Origin of the sequence: Lacrimispora xylanolytica (assembly GCF_026723765.1) — a bacterium.
In the GTDB taxonomy this organism is placed as follows: domain Bacteria; phylum Bacillota; class Clostridia; order Lachnospirales; family Lachnospiraceae; genus Lacrimispora; species Lacrimispora xylanolytica.
Map to the genome: position 1 here is coordinate 2,967,043 of NZ_CP113524.1, position 18,501 is coordinate 2,985,543.

An 18,501-nucleotide genomic window follows, 5' to 3' on the forward strand; every position below is an offset into this window, starting at 1 on the left:
AATCAGGCTGTTACCCCTATTTATGCTCTTCCAGCTGAGCGATAATTTTAAGCTTTGCTCTATATAAAAAAACAAAGGCACCGAAATTTTGCATTCCGATGCCTTTGAGTTTTTCTATATGAAATGTTCAATTAAAATATGATACTATGCATTAACCTAATTTGCATGTTCCATCAGAGCAATACTCATCGGACGATGGTTCAGATTTATTCTCTTTGGTCATAGCATTGTCATAGTCTTCTTTCCATACCTTTTGTAGTATCTCTAAAAAAGTTTCACTAGGTTGTGCTCCAGTGATGGTATATTTGTCATTTACAATGAAAAAGGGAACACCCTGAATACCGATTTTTAATCCATCTGCCCTATCTCTTGCAATATTTTCACTATACCAATCGCCTGCTAAAGCGTCCAAAGCCTCTTTCTCATTAAGTCCTATTTCACCTGCCAATCCAGCAAGCGTGGCATGATCACCAATATCCAGCGAATCTACCAGATATGCCTTCATAAGGCGTTCCATCATTTCTTTCATTTTGCCTTTCTCTTCTGCAAAATATGAAAGGCGGATTGCATCGTAGGAATTGGTGGGTATTAATGTATCAAAATGATAATCCAGTCCAATTTCTCTCGCTTGCTGTGCGAGCTGATTGTTCCATTGCTTTGCTTTTTTCATATGGTATTCCATGCTTGGAAGATGATACCTGATGAATATCCATGCCGGTATTCTTTTTCGCATAAGGGTCTAATTGAAAACTACGGAAAGATATTTTAACATCCTCCTTATGCTCAAACCGCTCCAATGCTATTTCCAGGCGTTGCTTGCCAATATAACAAAATGGACACGCAATGTCAGACCAAATTTCTATTTTCATATTTATAAAACTCCTTTCTACTGAACTCTTATCACCAACTGTTATTTCTATTTAGAGTTGGTTGTGAAATAATGTTCTTCCCTGCAGGGACTCTTTTTAACACCCGCCTGAAAAATACGAAACTTTAAGGCCAAAATAGTTATTGATACAATCAAGACACCGCTATCAAAAAGAACAAACTTAAGAAATACTCTACTAATTTCCATATCCTCCATTCGAAGAAAACTAAAATCAAACGTGAGTATTTTAGCAATATAGATACCATAGCCGACATTTCTTCACACAAACTTTTTCTTACTGTTATAATGGTACTCCTACTCATCAATGATTAATTGTCAACGAATGATTCTTTTTTTGGCAATCTAACGAACATTTATTTTTTGTAAAACAACCCCTCAAATCGGCGAATAGCACTCTCTAATGGCCCATTAGGAAGCTTGGCTAATAACCATCCAATCAGAAGTGTAAATAATACCACCATAATATCACCAAAGGGTATAGCTCCTATATCAATACTTGTAATGTCTACCCCAATCAGAGTAGTGCCCCAAACCAAAACGAACTGAGCAACATACAGCGTCAGGGCTACACGCCCGGCAGCAGCAAAAGGTCGAAGTACGACTTTAAGCTTATTTTCTATCAGAAGCAACAGTCCAAGAAGAATTAGTGTGCCACCTAATCCAATCAGCAATTCAAAAGCTGCACCACTTTGTGGGGAATCAAGAAAAAGCATTTGCCATTGTATTGGCTGTGTGTTTAATGGCCAAATAGCGTATTGATCTACCATAGGAGGATTTTCATAGGCTGGGAACTGTACAAGCCAATTTTCAAACTTCTGACGTAATCCAGGTAGTAAAAATATCGCAATCAGTTTGAATGGAATCAAAATTGTGAGCCCTGTCACTACAAACTTGATTGCTGTTTTAAACTTGTAAAGATCCATTTTTCCTATTGCCATACCTGCTATAAAAACAGGTGCCCAAGCCAGTGCTGATAATGGACCACCTGCAATATCACCTAATAAGGCAGTATCTGCAAATAAGCTTAGGCCAATCAACATGAGTGGTGGACTCACCAAAAATAGTACTCCGGAAAGAATGATCAAAGTACGGGCAGAATAGTGAACCAATGCAAGCGACAGAATAAACAGCATTGCATAAGCAGACAAAACCATTCCAAAAGGGCCGTTAAGCATGAGTATTAAATATCCAATGAAATCAATAAATACAGACCGTGCCAAAACACGTGAACGGAATGTAGTAGGCTCTATCCCGTGCTCTTTCATACTCTGTGACATAATGGAATAAGAAATACCTGAACAAAGGATAAAGAGAATCATTGTATTTCCTGACACAAAACTGTTTATCTGATTCAGTGCAAAGTGCTGCACAAACATTCCAACTACCGCCAGCCCTCTTGCAGCATCCAATGCAAGGAGCCGCTTAGAACGCTGCTTTCTTGGTATAATGTTCAATTCGGTTATATTATCGCTCATTTCAAACGTTCTCCTCTTGGGTATTTTGTATTAACTCTACGTTCTCAACTATTTTTTTTCTCAAATTTATAGCCTATGCTAATCGCTTTAGTTGGACACACCTCTGCGCACTCTCCACATCGAATACATTCAACTGAATTCGGAGATTTCACAGGATCAACAATCATCTTACATGTCTTTGCACACTTTCCACAGTGGATGCACTTATGTTCATTTACATTTAGATGATAAAAACTGATTTTATTTAAAAGACCATATATAACTGCAAGTGGACAAAGTGTTTTGCAGAAAAACCGATAGCTCAAAATGCATCCAATTATTGTGATAATCAAAATTGTCAATTTTAAACTAAAGAGCGAGCCAATTGTCTGACGAAGTTCGTCATGCATACTGAGCAATGGGATTCCGCCTTCTAGTGTCCCTGCGGGACAGATAAACTGACAAAATGCAGGTTTTCCGATGCCCATATAGTTTGTAAGAACGACTGGCAGCAAAATTACAAATACAATTAATATGACATATTTGATATATAAAAATGGCCTTGGCACCTTGAATTTTGGGCTAGGTATCTTGTTTAACAATTCTTGAAAAAAACCAAAGGGACATAAGAAGCCACATACAAAGCGTCCCAGAAAGACACCAACCGCAAGCAAGAAACCTATAACATAGAAACTGAATTTGAAATCAATTGAACCACTTACTGCCTGTAATGCTCCTATTGGACACGCAAATGAAGCTGCTGGACAGGAATAGCAGTTCAACCCGGGATTACAAAATTGTTTCCACTGCCCAGTGTAGATCTTACCTGAAGCAAAATTACCGACATGTGAATTGGAGAATCCAAAAGCTGTTATCTGTATTAGTTTTCTTTTTAATTTATTTGGAATATTCATATGCTCACCCCAATCCTATACACTCTAAACAGATATTGACAGCTTTATTAAGAACAATGGCTACCTCTCCCCGCTGCACCCCGAAGCACAAAAACGCAGCGGCTAACAGGAGAACAAATGCTGAAAGGAATCTTCTCTTAGTTTGCGTTTCCATTTAAGTATGCCTCCACAGCTGATTTGTAGGAATCCATTTCAGCTCCGACAATAGGATCTCCCACAATTGCACCGTTCTGATCCACAAGAAATGTTGTAGGAAATCCAATAATCCCACTCATCATGTCTTTAAAATCATCGTTTGCAATCAAGTTTGTAAAATTAACACCCGCTTTATCAACAATCTTTTTCGCTAAGTCTAAATGCTTCTTATCATTTTCCCCTTCAATATCACCTACCAAGCCAATAATCTGAACATTATCAGACATTTCTTCAGACCACTTTTGAAGTTCAGGCATTTCCTCAATACAAGGACCGCAGAAAGTTCCCCATACATTAACAACCGTCAGCTTTTTCTTACCAAAAATATCATTTGTAACCGCATTGCCGTTTAAATCATTTGTTGTGAAAGAGGGCATGGTTTCTCCAAGTACAGTATCTGTGTTTTCCAATTCAACCGGAATAAAAGAAAGATTCTCCTTAACTGTTTTCATATATTCCTTGCACTGATTATATTGCTTGATTTCATCCTCACTGAGATCACCATTATCCAAATCCGGAATAGAGATAATGTAGGTATAGCCGTCGTTGATTCCCAGTTCTTCAGAAGGTGAATATCCGGTAATTTTATCCAAACTGGTTCCAGAGTCAACTAACTTCTTATACTCATCCGTTTCCAGCATTACAATGTCCATAATGGTACGGCTTGTATTCCATATCTTCTGCGTATACTCATCAGAGACTTCTTTGGTTCTTTTCTCTTCATCCATATTGATAATTGTTTCTAAAGCTTCTGTGGCAGTCGGACTATAATATGTAATACTAACTATGCGGTATCCATCCAGGTTTTGGTTATACCCTTCCAAAGTGACACCTTTATCCATATATTCCTGAGATATGGTGAATTTAAGTCCCCGTTCCTTTACCTCAGTGGTAACATTACCGTCAGAATTTACTGGAAGCGCACCATTTGTTTCAGCTTTTTGTGTAGGACTACAACCAGATACTGTTGTTAAAATTGTTACTGTAGCCAGTGCAATCGCCACATAATTTTTAATTCGTTTCATTAATAATTCTCCTTTTATTCAAAGTTTTTTCACAAGTGTTTCACCTGTAATAGTGCAAAGTATACTACAAAAATTATGACAAAACAGCGTTTCTACGTTAACAGTGGCTTTACGTCTCGAAACATCTTTTTTAAAAATATGTTCAGGACAAAAATGCAGTATTCAGGACAAAATATTTGCGACAAAACAATAATATGGTATAATTTATTATTGCTTTTTTATTATGTAGGAGGTTCGGCCATGCTAAAAATAATTGTATGCGACGATGATGCTTTTACCCTATCCATGATATCGGATATTCTTAATAATATAATTCGTACTTTAAAGATGGAAGCAGAGATAGCTTGCCTTGCATCTTCGGCCGGAGAGGTATTGGCGTATTTAAACAGCAATCCCGATTCCTACTTATTTTTTCTAGACCTTGATATGGGAAATCACCAATTAAATGGCATTGACTTGGCGCAACAGCTCCGTGAAAAAGCAATTCCTGCTAAAATTGTTTTTGTCACAAGCCATATTGAAAAAAGCATGGCACTCCTAAAAAGTGGAGTTGAACCATTTGATTTTATTAAAAAAAATTTTAACCTAGCAATGATGACAACGGAATTTGAAAACTGTTTAACAAAATGTATGAATTTAGAAAATAGTTCCATCGATGTGCCAAGCAATACAGTTGAACTTCAGATTAGTATTGACGAATATGTAAGTATTTCAGTTGAACGAATTGCATATGTCGAAACATTAAAGGGACAGCCGCATAATATCTGCTATCACACTATTGATGGTTCACAAATTACTGTACGAGATTCCATTTCTCACGCTCTTGAATTATTGGGGGAAGACTTTGCGCTCAGCCATCGTTCCGTTGTAGTGAATAGACGCTGTGTTGTTGGCATAGCAGATGGACAATTAAAATTATCAAATGGAGAATTAGTTACATGTGCAATTAGCAAAAAAAATATTTTTAAAAATAAATAGATTGGAGAAATAATGATGCCTTATCCCGTTGGTAGCTTAACAGATTTATTTAGTACAGGATTTATAGAAATTGTACTAAGCTTTTTACACTCATTTATTATATTACTTTGCATGACAATAACCAAAAAAGCACCAAAACAACTACAATTCCTGATAGGGATTGCAATTGTTCTGGTGCAGGCTTTCTATATCTGGAATATCACTTCAAAATCACAATTATTGCTCGTTATTGTAACTGCAGCATTATTTTCTATTGAGTTTAAACAGCTAAGGCTATGCGATGTTTCGACTGAAAACGCTCTATTTCTTTTTGCTGCTTTTTTGTTACCTTATAGACTATTAAATTCAAGCTTAACTACTATGGGTTATGGTAGTTGGTATCTGCTTATTCTTTTTACATTATTAACCTTTGAATTTCTCAATGCTGGTACCTTGAGGGGAAGAATTCTTAGTGTTTATATCTCCTTTATTTATCTGTCATTCTCAGCATTAATTTTTTTCCCAATCATGGAATACATCATGTACCATTTTCAAACCGGGAAGTCGCTGGACCGAGTAGCAATGGTATTATTTTTGACCTTAGCCTTATTGTTTGCTTTTGGAACAGTCTACCTGGTTAGCAAAAAGTATAACCGGATTATAATCACCGCAAGAAGAATTAGCAGAAAATTTATTGTTGTTGATAAAATAATCTCTTTCTTCGCTGCCATAACCACTATTTCTATTGTAGTTATACCGCTTCCATTCCTATTGACCAGAACGGTTAGTGATCTGCTTCTAATTTATATCAATATTTTTCATTTGTTTCTTTTGATTTTTCAGGTAGCATTTGTATATATGTTATACTTCATAGAGGATTATCGAATTACATTAGATTACATGAAACAGTCACAAAAGAGCACAGTTGAATACTATCAAAACTTGAATAAAAATCTTCAAGATATGGAAAACCTCCGTCATGATACCAAAAATCTCTTTATGACAATGGGTGGATTTGTAGAAAAAAGCAGTGACTCTGCAATGAAGATCTTTTATCAAGAAAAAATATATCCATTTGCATTAGATCAGATTGAGAAGAACTATCAGTTTTCGCAGCTGTATCAAATTCCTTCCGAAACGCTGCGCTCTTTTTTGCACATGAAACTATTTCAAGCATTTAATCTCAATGTAAATATATCACTGAATATTCAAATCGATGAAGATTTATTTTTCTTAGGAATGGATATTATTGATCTGACAAGGATACTCGGAATTTTTATGGATAATGCTATCGATGAATGTGAAAACCTCCCTGACTCACATATAAATATAAATATACGCAATCAAGAAAACCTGGTCTCTTACTCTATAAAGAACAGTGTACGTGCAGGTCATCAGTTTGAACATATGATACTGAGAAAATCAGATAAGATAGGACATAGCGGGAAAGGATTGCAAATTGTTAAAGAAATAGTCGACAGTTATCCCCAGGTTATGTTGAACACCTATTATGATAAAGCGGAATTTCGCCAAAGCTTAAATATAAGCAATTAATATTTATCTTCTAAACGAAACGGCTTTATAACTCACTTTATGCTATAAAATAGATATTAATGTGTATTTACCCTACGGTATCAATCACACGAATGATTATCTTTATTATCTGTATTTTTTACTTACCCGTTTTAATATGTCAAATTGGATAACTTTTCTATACTTCTGCCTCAGGCTCTCTGCAGCATAGTTATTACCTCCATTTGCCTCCTATCAGAAAATATATCTTCTGATTTTTAAAAGTAATCATTAGTAGAATTTAAATCAATAAAAAGGCACATTGTGAACTGGCCCTCAAAAGTTGGACCTAAATGATATGTACCATTTTATCCTTGATTTATCAAGTGTCCCGTCCCTAAAAATTCTAATTTAAGCCACAAGCATTCATGCCTGCGGCTTATTGTTTAAGTGGAGGGTGGTCTTCAGATAAAACCTTAAAGCAGGTTTATCGCGGAACAATTAATGATTATGAGCAGAAATATGAAGATGTAACTATAAAACATTTTGAATCAATGCAACATGAAATGCAACACAAAAATAAAAAAGCCTAGTATATACTAGACTTTTACGATGGAGATAGTGGGATTCGAACCCATGACCTCTTGAATGCCATTCAAGCGCTCTCCCAGCTGAGCTATACCCCCATATGGTCGAAAACCCTTTATTTATCTGGGTTTCCAGCATTTTACTTCTTTAAATCTACTTCCTCTTTGAGGGGTCGTTTACCGGACATCTCGCGCTCCCAGCTGAGCTATACCCCCATATGGCCGAAAACCCTTTATTTACGCAGGTTTCCAGCATTTTACTTCTTCAAATCTACTTCTTCTTTGAGGGGTCGTTTACCGGACATCTCGCGCTCCCAGCTGAGCTATACCCCCATGGACGCTATTATAGCAAACCGATAAAAAAATTGCAACTACATCTTGCAATTTTTTTATTGGGTGATATAATGTATCCAGAACATTTGCATATAGTTGTCTTCAGGGCAGGGTGAAATTCCCGACCGGCGGTAAAGTCCGCGAGCGTGTATCACGCAGAATTGGTGTAACTCCAATACCGACAGTAAAGTCTGGATGAAAGAAGATGTGTTAAATAGAGATAATACACCTGTCTATTATTAACACCTGAAGGGCACACTTTCAGGTGTTACTTTATTTTCAGGAGGAAAGTATTATGAATATGAGCAAGAAAACTAGTAAAATAACCATAATGGCCATGTTATGTGCTTTGGCTTTTGTAGCCGTTTTAATTATCCGAATTCCTATTGTCCCGGTCGCCCCATTTTTGGAGTATGAACCAAAAGACGTTATTATACTGACTGGAGGCTTTATATTTGGTCCCATGTCAGCCGTCATTATATCCGTTATCGTTTCTTTTATTGAAATGTTTACCATCAGCAGCACTGGAATCATTGGCCTGATCATGAATATCTTGTCCACAGTTGCCTTTGTCTGCCCTGCCGCTTATCTTTATAAAAAACGCCATTCCATGACTGGCGGCTTTGTAGGTATGGTGATCGGTTGTCTGCTTATGACAGTTGTCATGGTGTTATGGAATTATCTGATTACACCTATTTATATGGGCTACCCCAGGGAAGCTGTCGTAAAACTTTTGTTACCAGCTATTATACCATTTAATCTTTTAAAAAGCGGTATCAATACAGTCCTGACTCTTCTTATTTATAAACCACTTGTTACTACACTGAGAAAATCTAATCTCCTGTCTTTTCAGACGCAAGACACGAGTAAAAATGGAACAATCAGTTTAGGCATGACACTGATTGTAGGAGTTATTTTAGTGACAATCGTTATGGTGATTCTTGTTTTAAATGGGGTCATTTAATTCAACTTAACTTTCATTTCTATATGAAATAATGCGTAGAAAATGCAAATCAATTTCATAATTGCAAATTCTACGCATCTATCTAAATATTAGTTTCTGTTCCTGTCAAATATAAAAAATCTCTTTTAAATATTCCCAGACATTTTATTTGAATATTTATATTTATTATACTTTAAAAAAGAACCGCTTCTAATCATTTAATCGATTCCATAAATACTTTCCAACGCTTTAAATCATCAATCCCAAATGTATACTCCGGAGTAACAATAGAATCTTTTATTTCTGTAACATAATACCATGGATCGTCTTCATGGAGAGGATTATTAAGAACGTGAAAATCCTGAGCAGGCATGTATCCCTGGGCGAGAAGAAAGCATTTATTTCCTGTTTCATCCTCTGCTACATCAACCACCATAACACAATGACCGGGGCTTCCTCCTCGGATCAGCAGATCTCCCGATAATAGCTGTGTTAAATCAACACTGCTGCTCTCTCTTTCAAGGGAAATAGTTCCCGCATAAATCATGACCTGCCTTAAATATTTTATCAGATTTTCTTTGGAGTCATCATAAGAAGCCCGCTTTTCCCACCATACCTTATTTCCTTCCACAGACAGGCGCTCTCCCTCTCTCCAGGAAGAATAATCCATGAGAAAGCCATTGGTGAGCTGAAATGAAATGTCTTTAAATGCACCGATCGACCATAGATATTCCCCATACATACGAATGACACTGTCTGCACACTGCTGTAAATCCCCATTTACTAATGGCATTGAGAAAACTGCAGCATGGGCCTTTTGATTTCTCTTTTCGCTTCCATCATGCAAAAGTACAGGGCTCTTATCCGGTTTGAGTTCGTATTTTCTTAAATATCCCTGAAAGCTGCCCAATGGTTTTTCCACTCTGACAAAGCCATCAGGGGGAGCAAATCGTTCCTCCAGCGTTGTTCCAGCAGAATGGATCAAAGTCTTTTTTATTGTTGTGCTATTGACAGAAATTGTACGTTCCTCATTGTCACTTATTGGTGTATTTACTGTAGGGTCAGCCGAATGGGTCAAGATTTCATGACTTGAATATTCTGTTTCCAAAATCATGGCTTTTTGCTTATTAAAATATTTCGTCTGAAACACCAAGAGACTTATTAATGCGCATGTCATACATCCGTAAACCCACTTTTTCATATTCGGCATCCCCCACATGATTCTTGTTCTATCCCTGTTTGTTTCTGCAATTGTAACACGATAGAAATAGGATTACCAGTAAATATAACGAATATTTAACATTATAATTTGATTACCTTGAAGTACTGTCTGAATCCTTCTTATCCATCAGTTGTTTTGCCAACACTTTAATATGCCTGTTTTTATATCCAGCAATACAAGAGTATGTCCCCAGAATACCGGTACATAGAAACATGACCGCCATACCACCTCCTGCTCCAGTTCCTACGACCTTATGTAATAAACCTGCGATAGGGTGGTCGGACATCATAAATGGTTCATATGCGAAATCTGCCAGATAGCCACCTAAAAGTATCCCTGCTGGAATGGTGGAATATTGAATTGCATTACGAAGTGCAAAGATGCTTCCTTGCTTACTCTGCGGAATCATCTGGTATAAAATTATGGACTGTCCCGCTATGATATACGGAATTGGAATGCTTGCTCCTAAGCCAGCTAAAGACCATGCAAATATACTTTGGCCGCTTCCCATCATTAGGTCTCCAAACAGGAATGATATTCCAGCAGAAACATAAATAAGCTTAATCGGATTGGCTTTGGCTCTTCCACATGTAACCATAATCCCTCCTATGATACCTCCTGCCCCCATTACTCCGCTTATAAAAGAGAGTGCCTTAATATCATTTCCGCTTCTGGCTAAAATCATTGGTGATAAGATATTTTCATACGTCAGTCTGGAAAAGAAATTAATAATTGCCAGACTTATCATAATGTGCAGTATCCCTTTTTCATTGTTTAGTAATGAAATGCCCTCCTTCAGACTGCTAATTATCATATCCCGCACTTTTGTCTTTTCCTCATTTAGAGAAGGCTGTTTCACTGGGATCACGATTAATGTAAGCATGCAAAATATAAATGTAATTAAGTCTGCCAATAAAACAGGCGAAAGCCCTGCTGCCCCTGTAATCATTCCAGATAACATAGGGGCTGTAACCATGATTAGATTGCTTGAGAATGATTGAAGACCGCTTGCCTTTTTATACTGTCCGGCAGGTATCAATATTCCGGTAACAATGGCAGATGCCGGAGACTGAAAAGCATTGGAGCATCCTATCAGGGTATTAACCGCATAGATATGTTCTATGGTTAGCTGATTTTGCCTCAGAGCAAAGAAAACTCCTACGGTTAATAAGGCTGCAATCGTATCTGATATAATTAGGATACTCTTTTTAGAATGTCTGTCTATAAAGGCGCCTGCAAAAATGCTGATTACTATGTATGGTAAATACGTGCAAAATGTCATAAGTGAGACTGTCATTGCAGACTGTGTTCTTTCATAAGCCCATATTGTCAGGGCAAATGATGTCATTGCACTTCCGAGCTGCGACATGGATTGTCCCAGCCAAAATATAATATAATTTTTATTATTTTCCATTGTTCTCTTTCCTTATAAGTATTTAGTCTTATAAGTACAAGGCCCAATGGGGACGAGATCGATTAAAACAATTGATTCTGTACAAGCCTCGTCCATGAATCAGACCTTGTACAGAAATGTGCGCTCATATAAATTACCTTAGGATGCTTTTTCATACACTCAACCTCTCATCTAATCTAGTATCCAGATACTTTTATATTATAACTGATATTAATAAAAATGGAAACCTGACATTTCCTCATAACAGGTTAAGAAAGTTCCCCCTCCCATTAGAGGAGGGGGATTTAAACTATAGTAAAAAATTAGATCACACGAACAACGGTCAAATAGGTACTTGCTCCTCCAAGAAGAGTTGCAGCACCAAGCAGACCAAACAACTGAAGCGTCAGTGTGTCACCAGCAGTCAGCGGAACAATAAACGATGTTGACAATTCAGAAGCAGCCACTACTGGCGTAACGACGGACGCAGCGATTGGTGCACCATTCTCCAATACCCGTGAAGATACCAAAAGTGCTGCTGTTGTAGCAATAGCATAGCTTATGAGATATTCTCCAGTTGCAGGTACCGTAAAATCGGTATTTGTGCCATCTACGGTAAAAGTATTCAAATTTTGATTATCTGGTAATGGGACATCTGTACCACCCAGTACTACAGCAATAACAGTTGAAGTCGTGTTATTTGCTGACATGCTATCACTAGTAACGGCCGGACCTGTCGGGCCGGTTGCTCCCGTTGAACCGGTAGCTCCTGCTAGACCAGCTATTCCAGCGGGGCCGGTTGGACCGGTGTCTCCCGTTGGACCGGTGGGGCCGGTATCTCCGGTGGGGCCGGTGTCTCCTGTTGGGCCGGTGGGGCCGGTGGCTCCCGTTGGGCCGGTGGGACCAGTATCTCCCGTCGGGCCGGTAGCTCCTGTCGGACCGGTATCTCCGGTCGGACCGGTATCTCCGGTCGGGCCGGTGGCCCCGGTTGGACCAGTATCTCCCGTCGGACCAGTAGCTCCCGTCGGGCCGGTGGCTCCTGTCGGACCGGTATCTCCGGTCGGGCCGGTGGCTCCGGTTGGACCAGTATCTCCCGTTGGGCCAGTGGCTCCTGTCGGACCGGTATCTCCCGTTGGGCCGGTATCTCCCGTCGGGCCGGTGGCTCCCGTTGGACCGGTGGCTCCTGTCGGACCGGTATCTCCCGTTGGGCCGGTTAATCCGGTTGGGCCGGTATCTCCTGTTGGGCCAGTATCTCCCGTCGGGCCGGTTGGGCCGGTATCTCCCGTTGGACCGGTATCTCCCGTTGGGCCGGTATCTCCCGTCGGGCCAGTAGCTCCTGTCGGACCTGTTAATCCCGTTGGGCCGGTATCTCCCGTTGGGCCGGTATCTCCCGTCGGGCCGGTGGCTCCTGTCGGACCTGTTAACCCGGTTGGGCCGGTATCTCCCGTTGGGCCGGTATCTCCCGTTGGGCCGGTATCTCCCGTCGGGCCGGTGGCTCCCGTTGGGCCGGTATCTCCCGTCGGGCCGGTGGCTCCGGTTGGACCAGTATCTCCCGTCGGGCCGGTGGCTCCGGTTGGACCAGTTAATCCCGTTGGGCCAGTTAATCCGGTTGGACCGGTGGCTCCTGTCGGACCGGTATCTCCCGTCGGGCCGGTGGTTCCGGTTGGACCGGTAGCTCCCGTCGGGCCGGTGGCTCCACTAATATCATCTTCTACAATCACCAAAGTTCCTTTTAACGGAACGATTAATGAGAAGAATACAGTTGCATTGCTAATGTTTACAAGTGATAAGGTAACCGGAGCCGTTATAACTTCAACAATTCCAATACCAAATACCTCACCAGTTTTTATCGGAGAATTTCCTTCTAAAAAGTCTCCCTGTGAAGAAGACAAAGCAAAAGAAGCTCCATTGGTTGCTTGAGACGATTGTGTGGCAAGCCACCAATCGATTACAAATCGTCCAGGCTGGGTAAATGTAACTACACCAGTGGCTGGATTATAGAGTATCCCGCCAGATGAATAGACTATGGTATCAAAAAGGACATTGGCACCAGAGGCAACAGTCGTAGCTGTATTTAGCTCTATTTGCAGTGCACTATTTGCCATATTTAACCCTCCATTCTTAATATTTACGGCATGCTCTATTTAGAATCATGCCTATAACTATTTTATGAATGGTTTTATGTTTTGGCAACTGTACTAACATTAAGATTAATTTGATTTTTCAGCAATGGCTATCCGTCCATTTATTTTACCAATATCCTGTATTCAATTATAATTTTATAGTAAAATATCAATGTTTTTTGAATAAAAGAGAGAATGTAAGTAAACACATTCTTATTACAATTAACTATTTATCTAAAACATTTAAAGAATAACAAAAAATTAAGATAAAAAAGCGATTTCAATTTTACATATCCGATCCTGCTTATTACTTACGGCATTCATTATAATTTGCTTATCATACTAATTTATATTTTTCCTTTTCTTGTAATTATATATGAACCAGTTATAAATCTTTTTTGGCTATTTGACCTACGCCAAGCTGTCGTAAAGTTCCTATGAAAATAGCTGCCTGCATACGGAATCGCTTCCGTACGAAGACAGCTATTTTATTCGAAACTAATTATGAAATTACCTTTTATGAAAATGGATTCTCTGATTTATAAAGCATTCCCTTTGGCTGGTTAAATCCAATTTCTTCTACACCAAGGTATTTAAACACTTCAAAGATTGCTTTTCCATAGTGTCCAAAAGCAACTGCTCCGTGATGTGGGAAGTTCTTTTCAATCAGAACATGGCGGTAGAATCTTCCCATTTCCGGAATAGCAAATACGCCAATGGAACCAAAGGAACGGGTTGCAACCGGAAGGACCTCTCCCTGAGCAACATAAGCACGGAGTAAATTATCTGCAGTGCTCTGTAAACGGAAGAATGTAATATCTCCAGGAGCAATATCGCCTTCCAAGGTACCCTGGGTAACTTCTTCTGGAAGGGTTCTTGCCATGATCATCTGATACTTCATAGAGCAGGCAGACAGCTTTCTTGAGCAGGTATTTCCACAATGGAATCCCATAAAGGTATCCTGGTGGGTGTAATCATGATTTCCTTTGATATCTTCTTCGTACATATCAGCTGGAACTGTATTGTTGATATCAAGAAGTGTTACTGCATCAAGGCTGACGCAGGTTCCGATGAACTCACTGAGTGCTCCGTAAATATCCACTTCGCAGGATACTGGAATACCCATTCCGGTCAGACGGCTGTTTACATAGCATGGTACAAAGCCAAACTGGGTCTGGAATGCTGGCCAGCATTTCCCGGCAATGGCAACGTATTTGCGATAGCCCTTGTGTGTTTCTACCCAGTCTAAAAGAGTAAGCTCATACTGAGCAAGTTTTGGAAGAATCTCAGGCTTCTGATTTCCAGATCCAAGTTCCTTCTCCATATCTTTTACCACATCAGGGATTCTTGGATCATTTGCATGTTTATTGAAAGCCTCAAATAAATCCAGCTCAGAGTTTTCTTCAATCTCCACTCCCAGGTTATAAAGCTGCTTAATCGGAGCGTTGCATGCCAGGAAGTTTAATGGACGAGGACCAAAGCTAATAATCTTTAAGCTGGAAAGTCCAACAAGTGATCTGGCAACCGGAAGGAATTCTTCAATCATATCAGCACACTCTGCTGCTGTTCCAACAGGATATTCTGGTATGTATGCTTTTACATTTCTAAGCTTTAAATTGTAGCTGGCATTTAACATTCCGCAGTAGGCATCACCACGGCCCTGAGTTAGATTATCTCCGCTTTCCTCTGCGGCGGCAATAAACATGACAGGTCCATCAAAATGCTTTGCTAAAAGAGTTTCAGAAATCTCTGGTCCAAAGTTACCAAGGTAGACCACTAAGGCATTACAGCCGGCATTCTTTACATCTTCAAGGGCCTGAACCATGTGAATTTCACTTTCAACGATACAAACGGGACATTCATAAATATTGTCCCCATTATACTTTGCCTCATAAGCCCCAACTAAAGCTTTTCTTCTGTTCACTGACAGTGATTCCGGGAAACAATCTCTGCTGACCGCTACAATACCTACTTTTAATTCAGGGATATTATACATGATATGACTCCTCCTATTATTAAGACATTTTATGAATTACGCCTTCTTTTCTTATGTTTCATTGTGTTACACGGAGAGATTCTCCCCGGTGATACCAATATAAGCTACTTCTGGAAGTCCGCCTTCCTCGTGGCCAATGAGCCATTTATTCGTTGCAAACAGCAGCTGATCCTCCTTGTATACGGCTTCGCCCAGAGATTCCAGTTCCATATTTGTTCCTTTTGGAAGAATTACCACACAGCGAAATCCACCGTCCTCAACATGGCAGGGGGCATAATGCAGCGTGGTTGCATATACCTCAATTACAGTACCAGCAGGCACGAGAAATGCTTCCATCAAACCGGAATCATAAGTAAATTCCGTGGTAATATCCTGCTGCTTTCCAAGGATTAAGATTAGATCGGTCACCGCAATATTGACCTCTGAATCCCTGTGATATTCTACCGCGTTCAATTTTTTGTTATGGCCGTTGCAGAAGCCAACCTGTATTGGCATCTGGCCGTAAACCCTTTTAGCAAATTCCTTTGTGACTTCTAATTCCTCCAGTTCCTTAACGGAAGGTACATAGATGACATCATCAGGAAGGGGCGTGCTGCCCATCTTTTTTAATAATTCCCCTGTTTCATAGCCAGTTATGACTTTTCCATAAGCACGAAATGCTTCATCTGTCACCGGCTTGACTGCTAAACCCATAAATGCGTCCTCTCCTTTTTTATTCTCCGAATACAGCCAGGTAATCCTTTTTGAACTTTTCAATTCCCTGATCTGTAAGAGGGTGCTTTGTCATCTGCTCTAATACTTTGTATGGAACCGTTGCAATGTCAGCTCCTGCCTTAGCGCAGTCAATGACATGAATCGGATTTCTCACACTGGCAGCAATAATTTCTGTCTCAATTCCGTGGATTTCAAAGATTTCCATAATATCTGCGATTAAATCGATTCCAGGCATTGATATATCATCCAGGCGTCCAAGGAATGGAGATACGTAAGTGGCCCCAGCTCTTGCTGCAAGAAGTGCCTGAGCTGCGGAAAATACTAAAGTGACATTGGTCTTAATATCTTCTGCGGTCAGAACCTTTACTGCCTTTAGGCCTTCCGTGGTCATTGGTATCTTCACTACCATATTGGGGTGAATGGCAGCGATCTCACGTCCTTCTGCAATCATCCCTTTTGCATCCACAGTGGTGGCCTTAACTTCACCGCTTATAGGACCGTCTACAATGGAAGCAATTTCAGCAATTACCTGATTAAAATCCCTTCCCTCTTTTGCAATCAGGGACGGATTGGTGGTTACACCACAGATGATTCCCATCTCTTCCGCCATTTTAATTTCTTCCACATTTGCCGTATCAATAAAAAAACGCATATCCTTTGCCTCCTGTATGTTTTATTATTACTCTATAAAGATGCCAGCTTTTTATAGCTGTCCTTTAAATCCTCATAAAGCTTTTTGTATAATGAGTGATATTTTTTATAAAGCTCTGCCTGTTCTGATTCCGGTTCCGTAGACTTATCTTCGGAAATCATGGTATCACAGGCTGATTCCACACTTTCATAGATTCCGCATCCAACACCAGCTAAAATTGCCACTCCAAGCGCCGGGCCTTCCGTCTGTTCTACAGTTTTAACTCCACATTCATACATATCCGAAAGCATCTGCCGCCAGATAGGGCTTTTTCCGCCGCCTCCACAGGCCATCATCTCATCTACTTCAATTCCCATCTCTTTTAAGATGTCGTTGCAGTCACTAAGAGAATAGGAAACTCCCTCCATGACAGCTCTGAGCATGTGAGCTTTTGTATGAATGGCAGATAATCCAAAGAAAACGCCTCTGCAATCCGGGTCCAGATGGGGGGTTCTCTCTCCCATCAGGTAAGGCAGATAGAGAAGCTTGTCACTTCCTGCCTTGATGATCGCTACATCCCGGTTGATTAAATCGTATACATCAACGCCCTGTCGATCGGCTTCTTCAATGTAATCCTGACAGAAATTATCTTTAAACCATTTTAAGGAAAGGCCTGCACCCTGGGTAACTCCCATTACGTGCCATGCACCTGGTACCGCACAGCAACAGGTATGGACTCTTCCTTTCGGGTCTATGGTGACCTGACTGCTGTGAGCAAAAACCACACCAGAGGTTCCTATAGTGGTAAAGGCAGTACCATCTCTTACAACTCCGGTTCCCACTGCTGCTGCTGCGTTATCCCCAGCTCCTCCAACCACCTTTGTTTCCTTGGAAAGACCAGTAAGCGCGGCAATCTCCGGAAGGAGTGTTCCAGTTACCTCACAGGATTCATAGACTGTCCCTAAAAGCTCTCCGTCGATATCAAGTTTATGCAGGACTTGCTCGGACCAGCACCTTTTTGCAACATTTAACAGCTGCATGCCGCTGGCATCGGAAACCTCGGTGGCAAAAACGCCTGTCAGCACAAATCGTATGTAATCTTTTGGCAGAAGAATATGTCTGCATCTTTTATAAAGCTCAGGCTCATTCTTTCTCACCCATAGTATCTTTGCAGCCGTCCAGCCGGTAAGAGGGGGATTGGCTGTGATCTCAATCCATTGTTCTCTTGGCATAATCCGCAGCATATCTTCTACTTCTGCCCCGGTTCTCTGATCACACCAGATGATAGAAGGGCGCAGCACTTCATTGTTCTCATCAAGCATGACAAGTCCGTGCATCTGGCCGGAGATTCCAATTCCTTTTATGTCTTCCTTTGAAGCCCCTGACTTTAAAACCACCTGGGAAAGAGTCTCTAAAACCGCATCTCTCCAGTCCTCAGGCTTTTGCTCCGCCCAGCCGTTGTTTGGCTGGTAAAGAGGATATTCCTTTGATGCGGAAGCTACTACTTTTCCCCCTTCTTCAAACAGAACTGTCTTTGTGGCTGATGTTCCTACATCAATCCCAATCAGATAATTCATCCCCATACCTCCTCGTTAAGTATCATACCCTGATTA

16 protein-coding genes, 1 tRNA gene and 1 riboswitch are annotated in these 18,501 nt (G+C 40.3%); of the genes, 3 read left to right on the top strand and 14 right to left on the bottom strand.

Annotation, left to right across the window (positions count from 1 at the left end; all coding sequences use genetic code 11):
* Nucleotides 1-151 precede the first annotated feature (151 nt).
* The 6 genes from OW255_RS13900 to OW255_RS13925 form a co-directional block, all read right to left on the bottom strand.
* Nucleotides 152-670 (bottom strand): DsbA family oxidoreductase, encoded by a 519-nt coding sequence (locus tag OW255_RS13900; protein WP_268114397.1) that lies wholly within the window; start codon nt 668-670, stop codon nt 152-154.
* Complete coding sequence (locus OW255_RS13905; protein ID WP_268114398.1) at nt 597-869, bottom strand: DsbA family protein; 273 nt, start codon at nt 867-869, stop codon at nt 597-599. The genes OW255_RS13900 and OW255_RS13905 overlap by 74 nt, the downstream gene beginning before the upstream one ends.
* A 373-nt stretch (nt 870-1,242) precedes the next feature.
* On the bottom strand, nt 1,243-2,364 hold the full coding sequence (locus OW255_RS13910; RefSeq protein WP_268114399.1) for a DUF418 domain-containing protein: 1,122 nt from the start codon (nt 2,362-2,364) through the stop codon (nt 1,243-1,245).
* 44 nt (nt 2,365-2,408) lie between these two features.
* Nucleotides 2,409-3,257 (bottom strand): 4Fe-4S binding protein, encoded by an 849-nt coding sequence (locus tag OW255_RS13915; protein ID WP_268114400.1) that lies wholly within the window; start codon nt 3,255-3,257, stop codon nt 2,409-2,411.
* A 4-nt stretch (nt 3,258-3,261) separates the two neighbouring features.
* The gene (locus OW255_RS13920) at nt 3,262-3,411 is read right to left on the bottom strand and encodes a CD1871A family CXXC motif-containing protein (RefSeq protein WP_268114401.1); all 150 of its coding nucleotides are present in this window, start codon (nt 3,409-3,411) and stop codon (nt 3,262-3,264) included.
* Entirely contained in the window at nt 3,395-4,477 is a 1,083-nt protein-coding gene (locus tag OW255_RS13925; protein ID WP_268114402.1) for a TlpA family protein disulfide reductase, read from the bottom strand. The genes OW255_RS13920 and OW255_RS13925 overlap by 17 nt, the downstream gene beginning before the upstream one ends.
* A 240-nt stretch (nt 4,478-4,717) precedes the next feature.
* On the opposite strand from OW255_RS13925, the gene OW255_RS13930 reads away from it, so the two are divergent.
* Entirely contained in the window at nt 4,718-5,455 is a 738-nt protein-coding gene (locus OW255_RS13930; RefSeq protein WP_024835149.1) for a LytR/AlgR family response regulator transcription factor, read from the top strand.
* A gap of 12 nt (nt 5,456-5,467) precedes the next feature.
* The gene (locus OW255_RS13935) at nt 5,468-6,988 is read left to right on the top strand and encodes a GHKL domain-containing protein (RefSeq protein ID WP_268114403.1); all 1,521 of its coding nucleotides are present in this window, start codon (nt 5,468-5,470) and stop codon (nt 6,986-6,988) included.
* Between the two features lie 571 nt (nt 6,989-7,559).
* Here the strand turns inward: OW255_RS13935 and OW255_RS13940 are convergent.
* Nucleotides 7,560-7,632 (bottom strand) — tRNA-Ala (locus tag OW255_RS13940).
* Between the two features lie 328 nt (nt 7,633-7,960).
* A riboswitch (FMN riboswitch) is annotated at nt 7,961-8,077 on the top strand.
* 84 nt (nt 8,078-8,161) lie between these two features.
* On the opposite strand from OW255_RS13940, the gene OW255_RS13945 reads away from it, so the two are divergent.
* Nucleotides 8,162-8,830 carry an ECF transporter S component gene (locus OW255_RS13945; RefSeq protein ID WP_197029634.1) on the top strand — a complete coding sequence of 223 codons (669 nt, stop codon included), beginning with the start codon at nt 8,162-8,164 and terminating at the stop codon, nt 8,828-8,830.
* 193 nt (nt 8,831-9,023) lie between these two features.
* On the opposite strand, the gene OW255_RS13950 is transcribed toward OW255_RS13945, so the two are convergent.
* The 7 genes from OW255_RS13950 to xylB form a co-directional block, all read right to left on the bottom strand.
* A complete protein-coding gene (locus OW255_RS13950) occupies nt 9,024-10,010 on the bottom strand; it encodes a DUF4846 domain-containing protein (protein WP_268114404.1) in 987 nt (328 codons plus the stop codon).
* Between the two features lie 112 nt (nt 10,011-10,122).
* Nucleotides 10,123-11,445, bottom strand: coding sequence for an MFS transporter (locus tag OW255_RS13955; RefSeq protein WP_268114405.1), 1,323 nt, complete (start codon nt 11,443-11,445; stop codon nt 10,123-10,125).
* 302 nt (nt 11,446-11,747) lie between these two features.
* Nucleotides 11,748-13,529: a BclA C-terminal domain-containing protein gene (locus tag OW255_RS21090; protein WP_331485635.1), complete on the bottom strand. Its 1,782-nt coding sequence runs from the start codon at nt 13,527-13,529 to the stop codon at nt 11,748-11,750.
* Between the two features lie 535 nt (nt 13,530-14,064).
* Nucleotides 14,065-15,543, bottom strand: a complete 1,479-nt coding sequence (locus OW255_RS13965) for an L-fucose/L-arabinose isomerase family protein (RefSeq protein ID WP_268114406.1) — start codon at nt 15,541-15,543, stop codon at nt 14,065-14,067.
* 66 nt (nt 15,544-15,609) lie between these two features.
* Nucleotides 15,610-16,236: a DUF4867 family protein gene (locus OW255_RS13970; protein ID WP_268114407.1), complete on the bottom strand. Its 627-nt coding sequence runs from the start codon at nt 16,234-16,236 to the stop codon at nt 15,610-15,612.
* Nucleotides 16,237-16,255: 19 nt separating this feature from the next.
* On the bottom strand, nt 16,256-16,909 hold the full coding sequence (fsa, locus tag OW255_RS13975) for a fructose-6-phosphate aldolase (protein ID WP_024835140.1): 654 nt from the start codon (nt 16,907-16,909) through the stop codon (nt 16,256-16,258).
* A gap of 32 nt (nt 16,910-16,941) precedes the next feature.
* Nucleotides 16,942-18,465: a xylulokinase gene (xylB, locus tag OW255_RS13980; RefSeq protein ID WP_268114408.1), complete on the bottom strand. Its 1,524-nt coding sequence runs from the start codon at nt 18,463-18,465 to the stop codon at nt 16,942-16,944.
* Between the last annotated feature and the right edge of the window lie 36 nt (nt 18,466-18,501).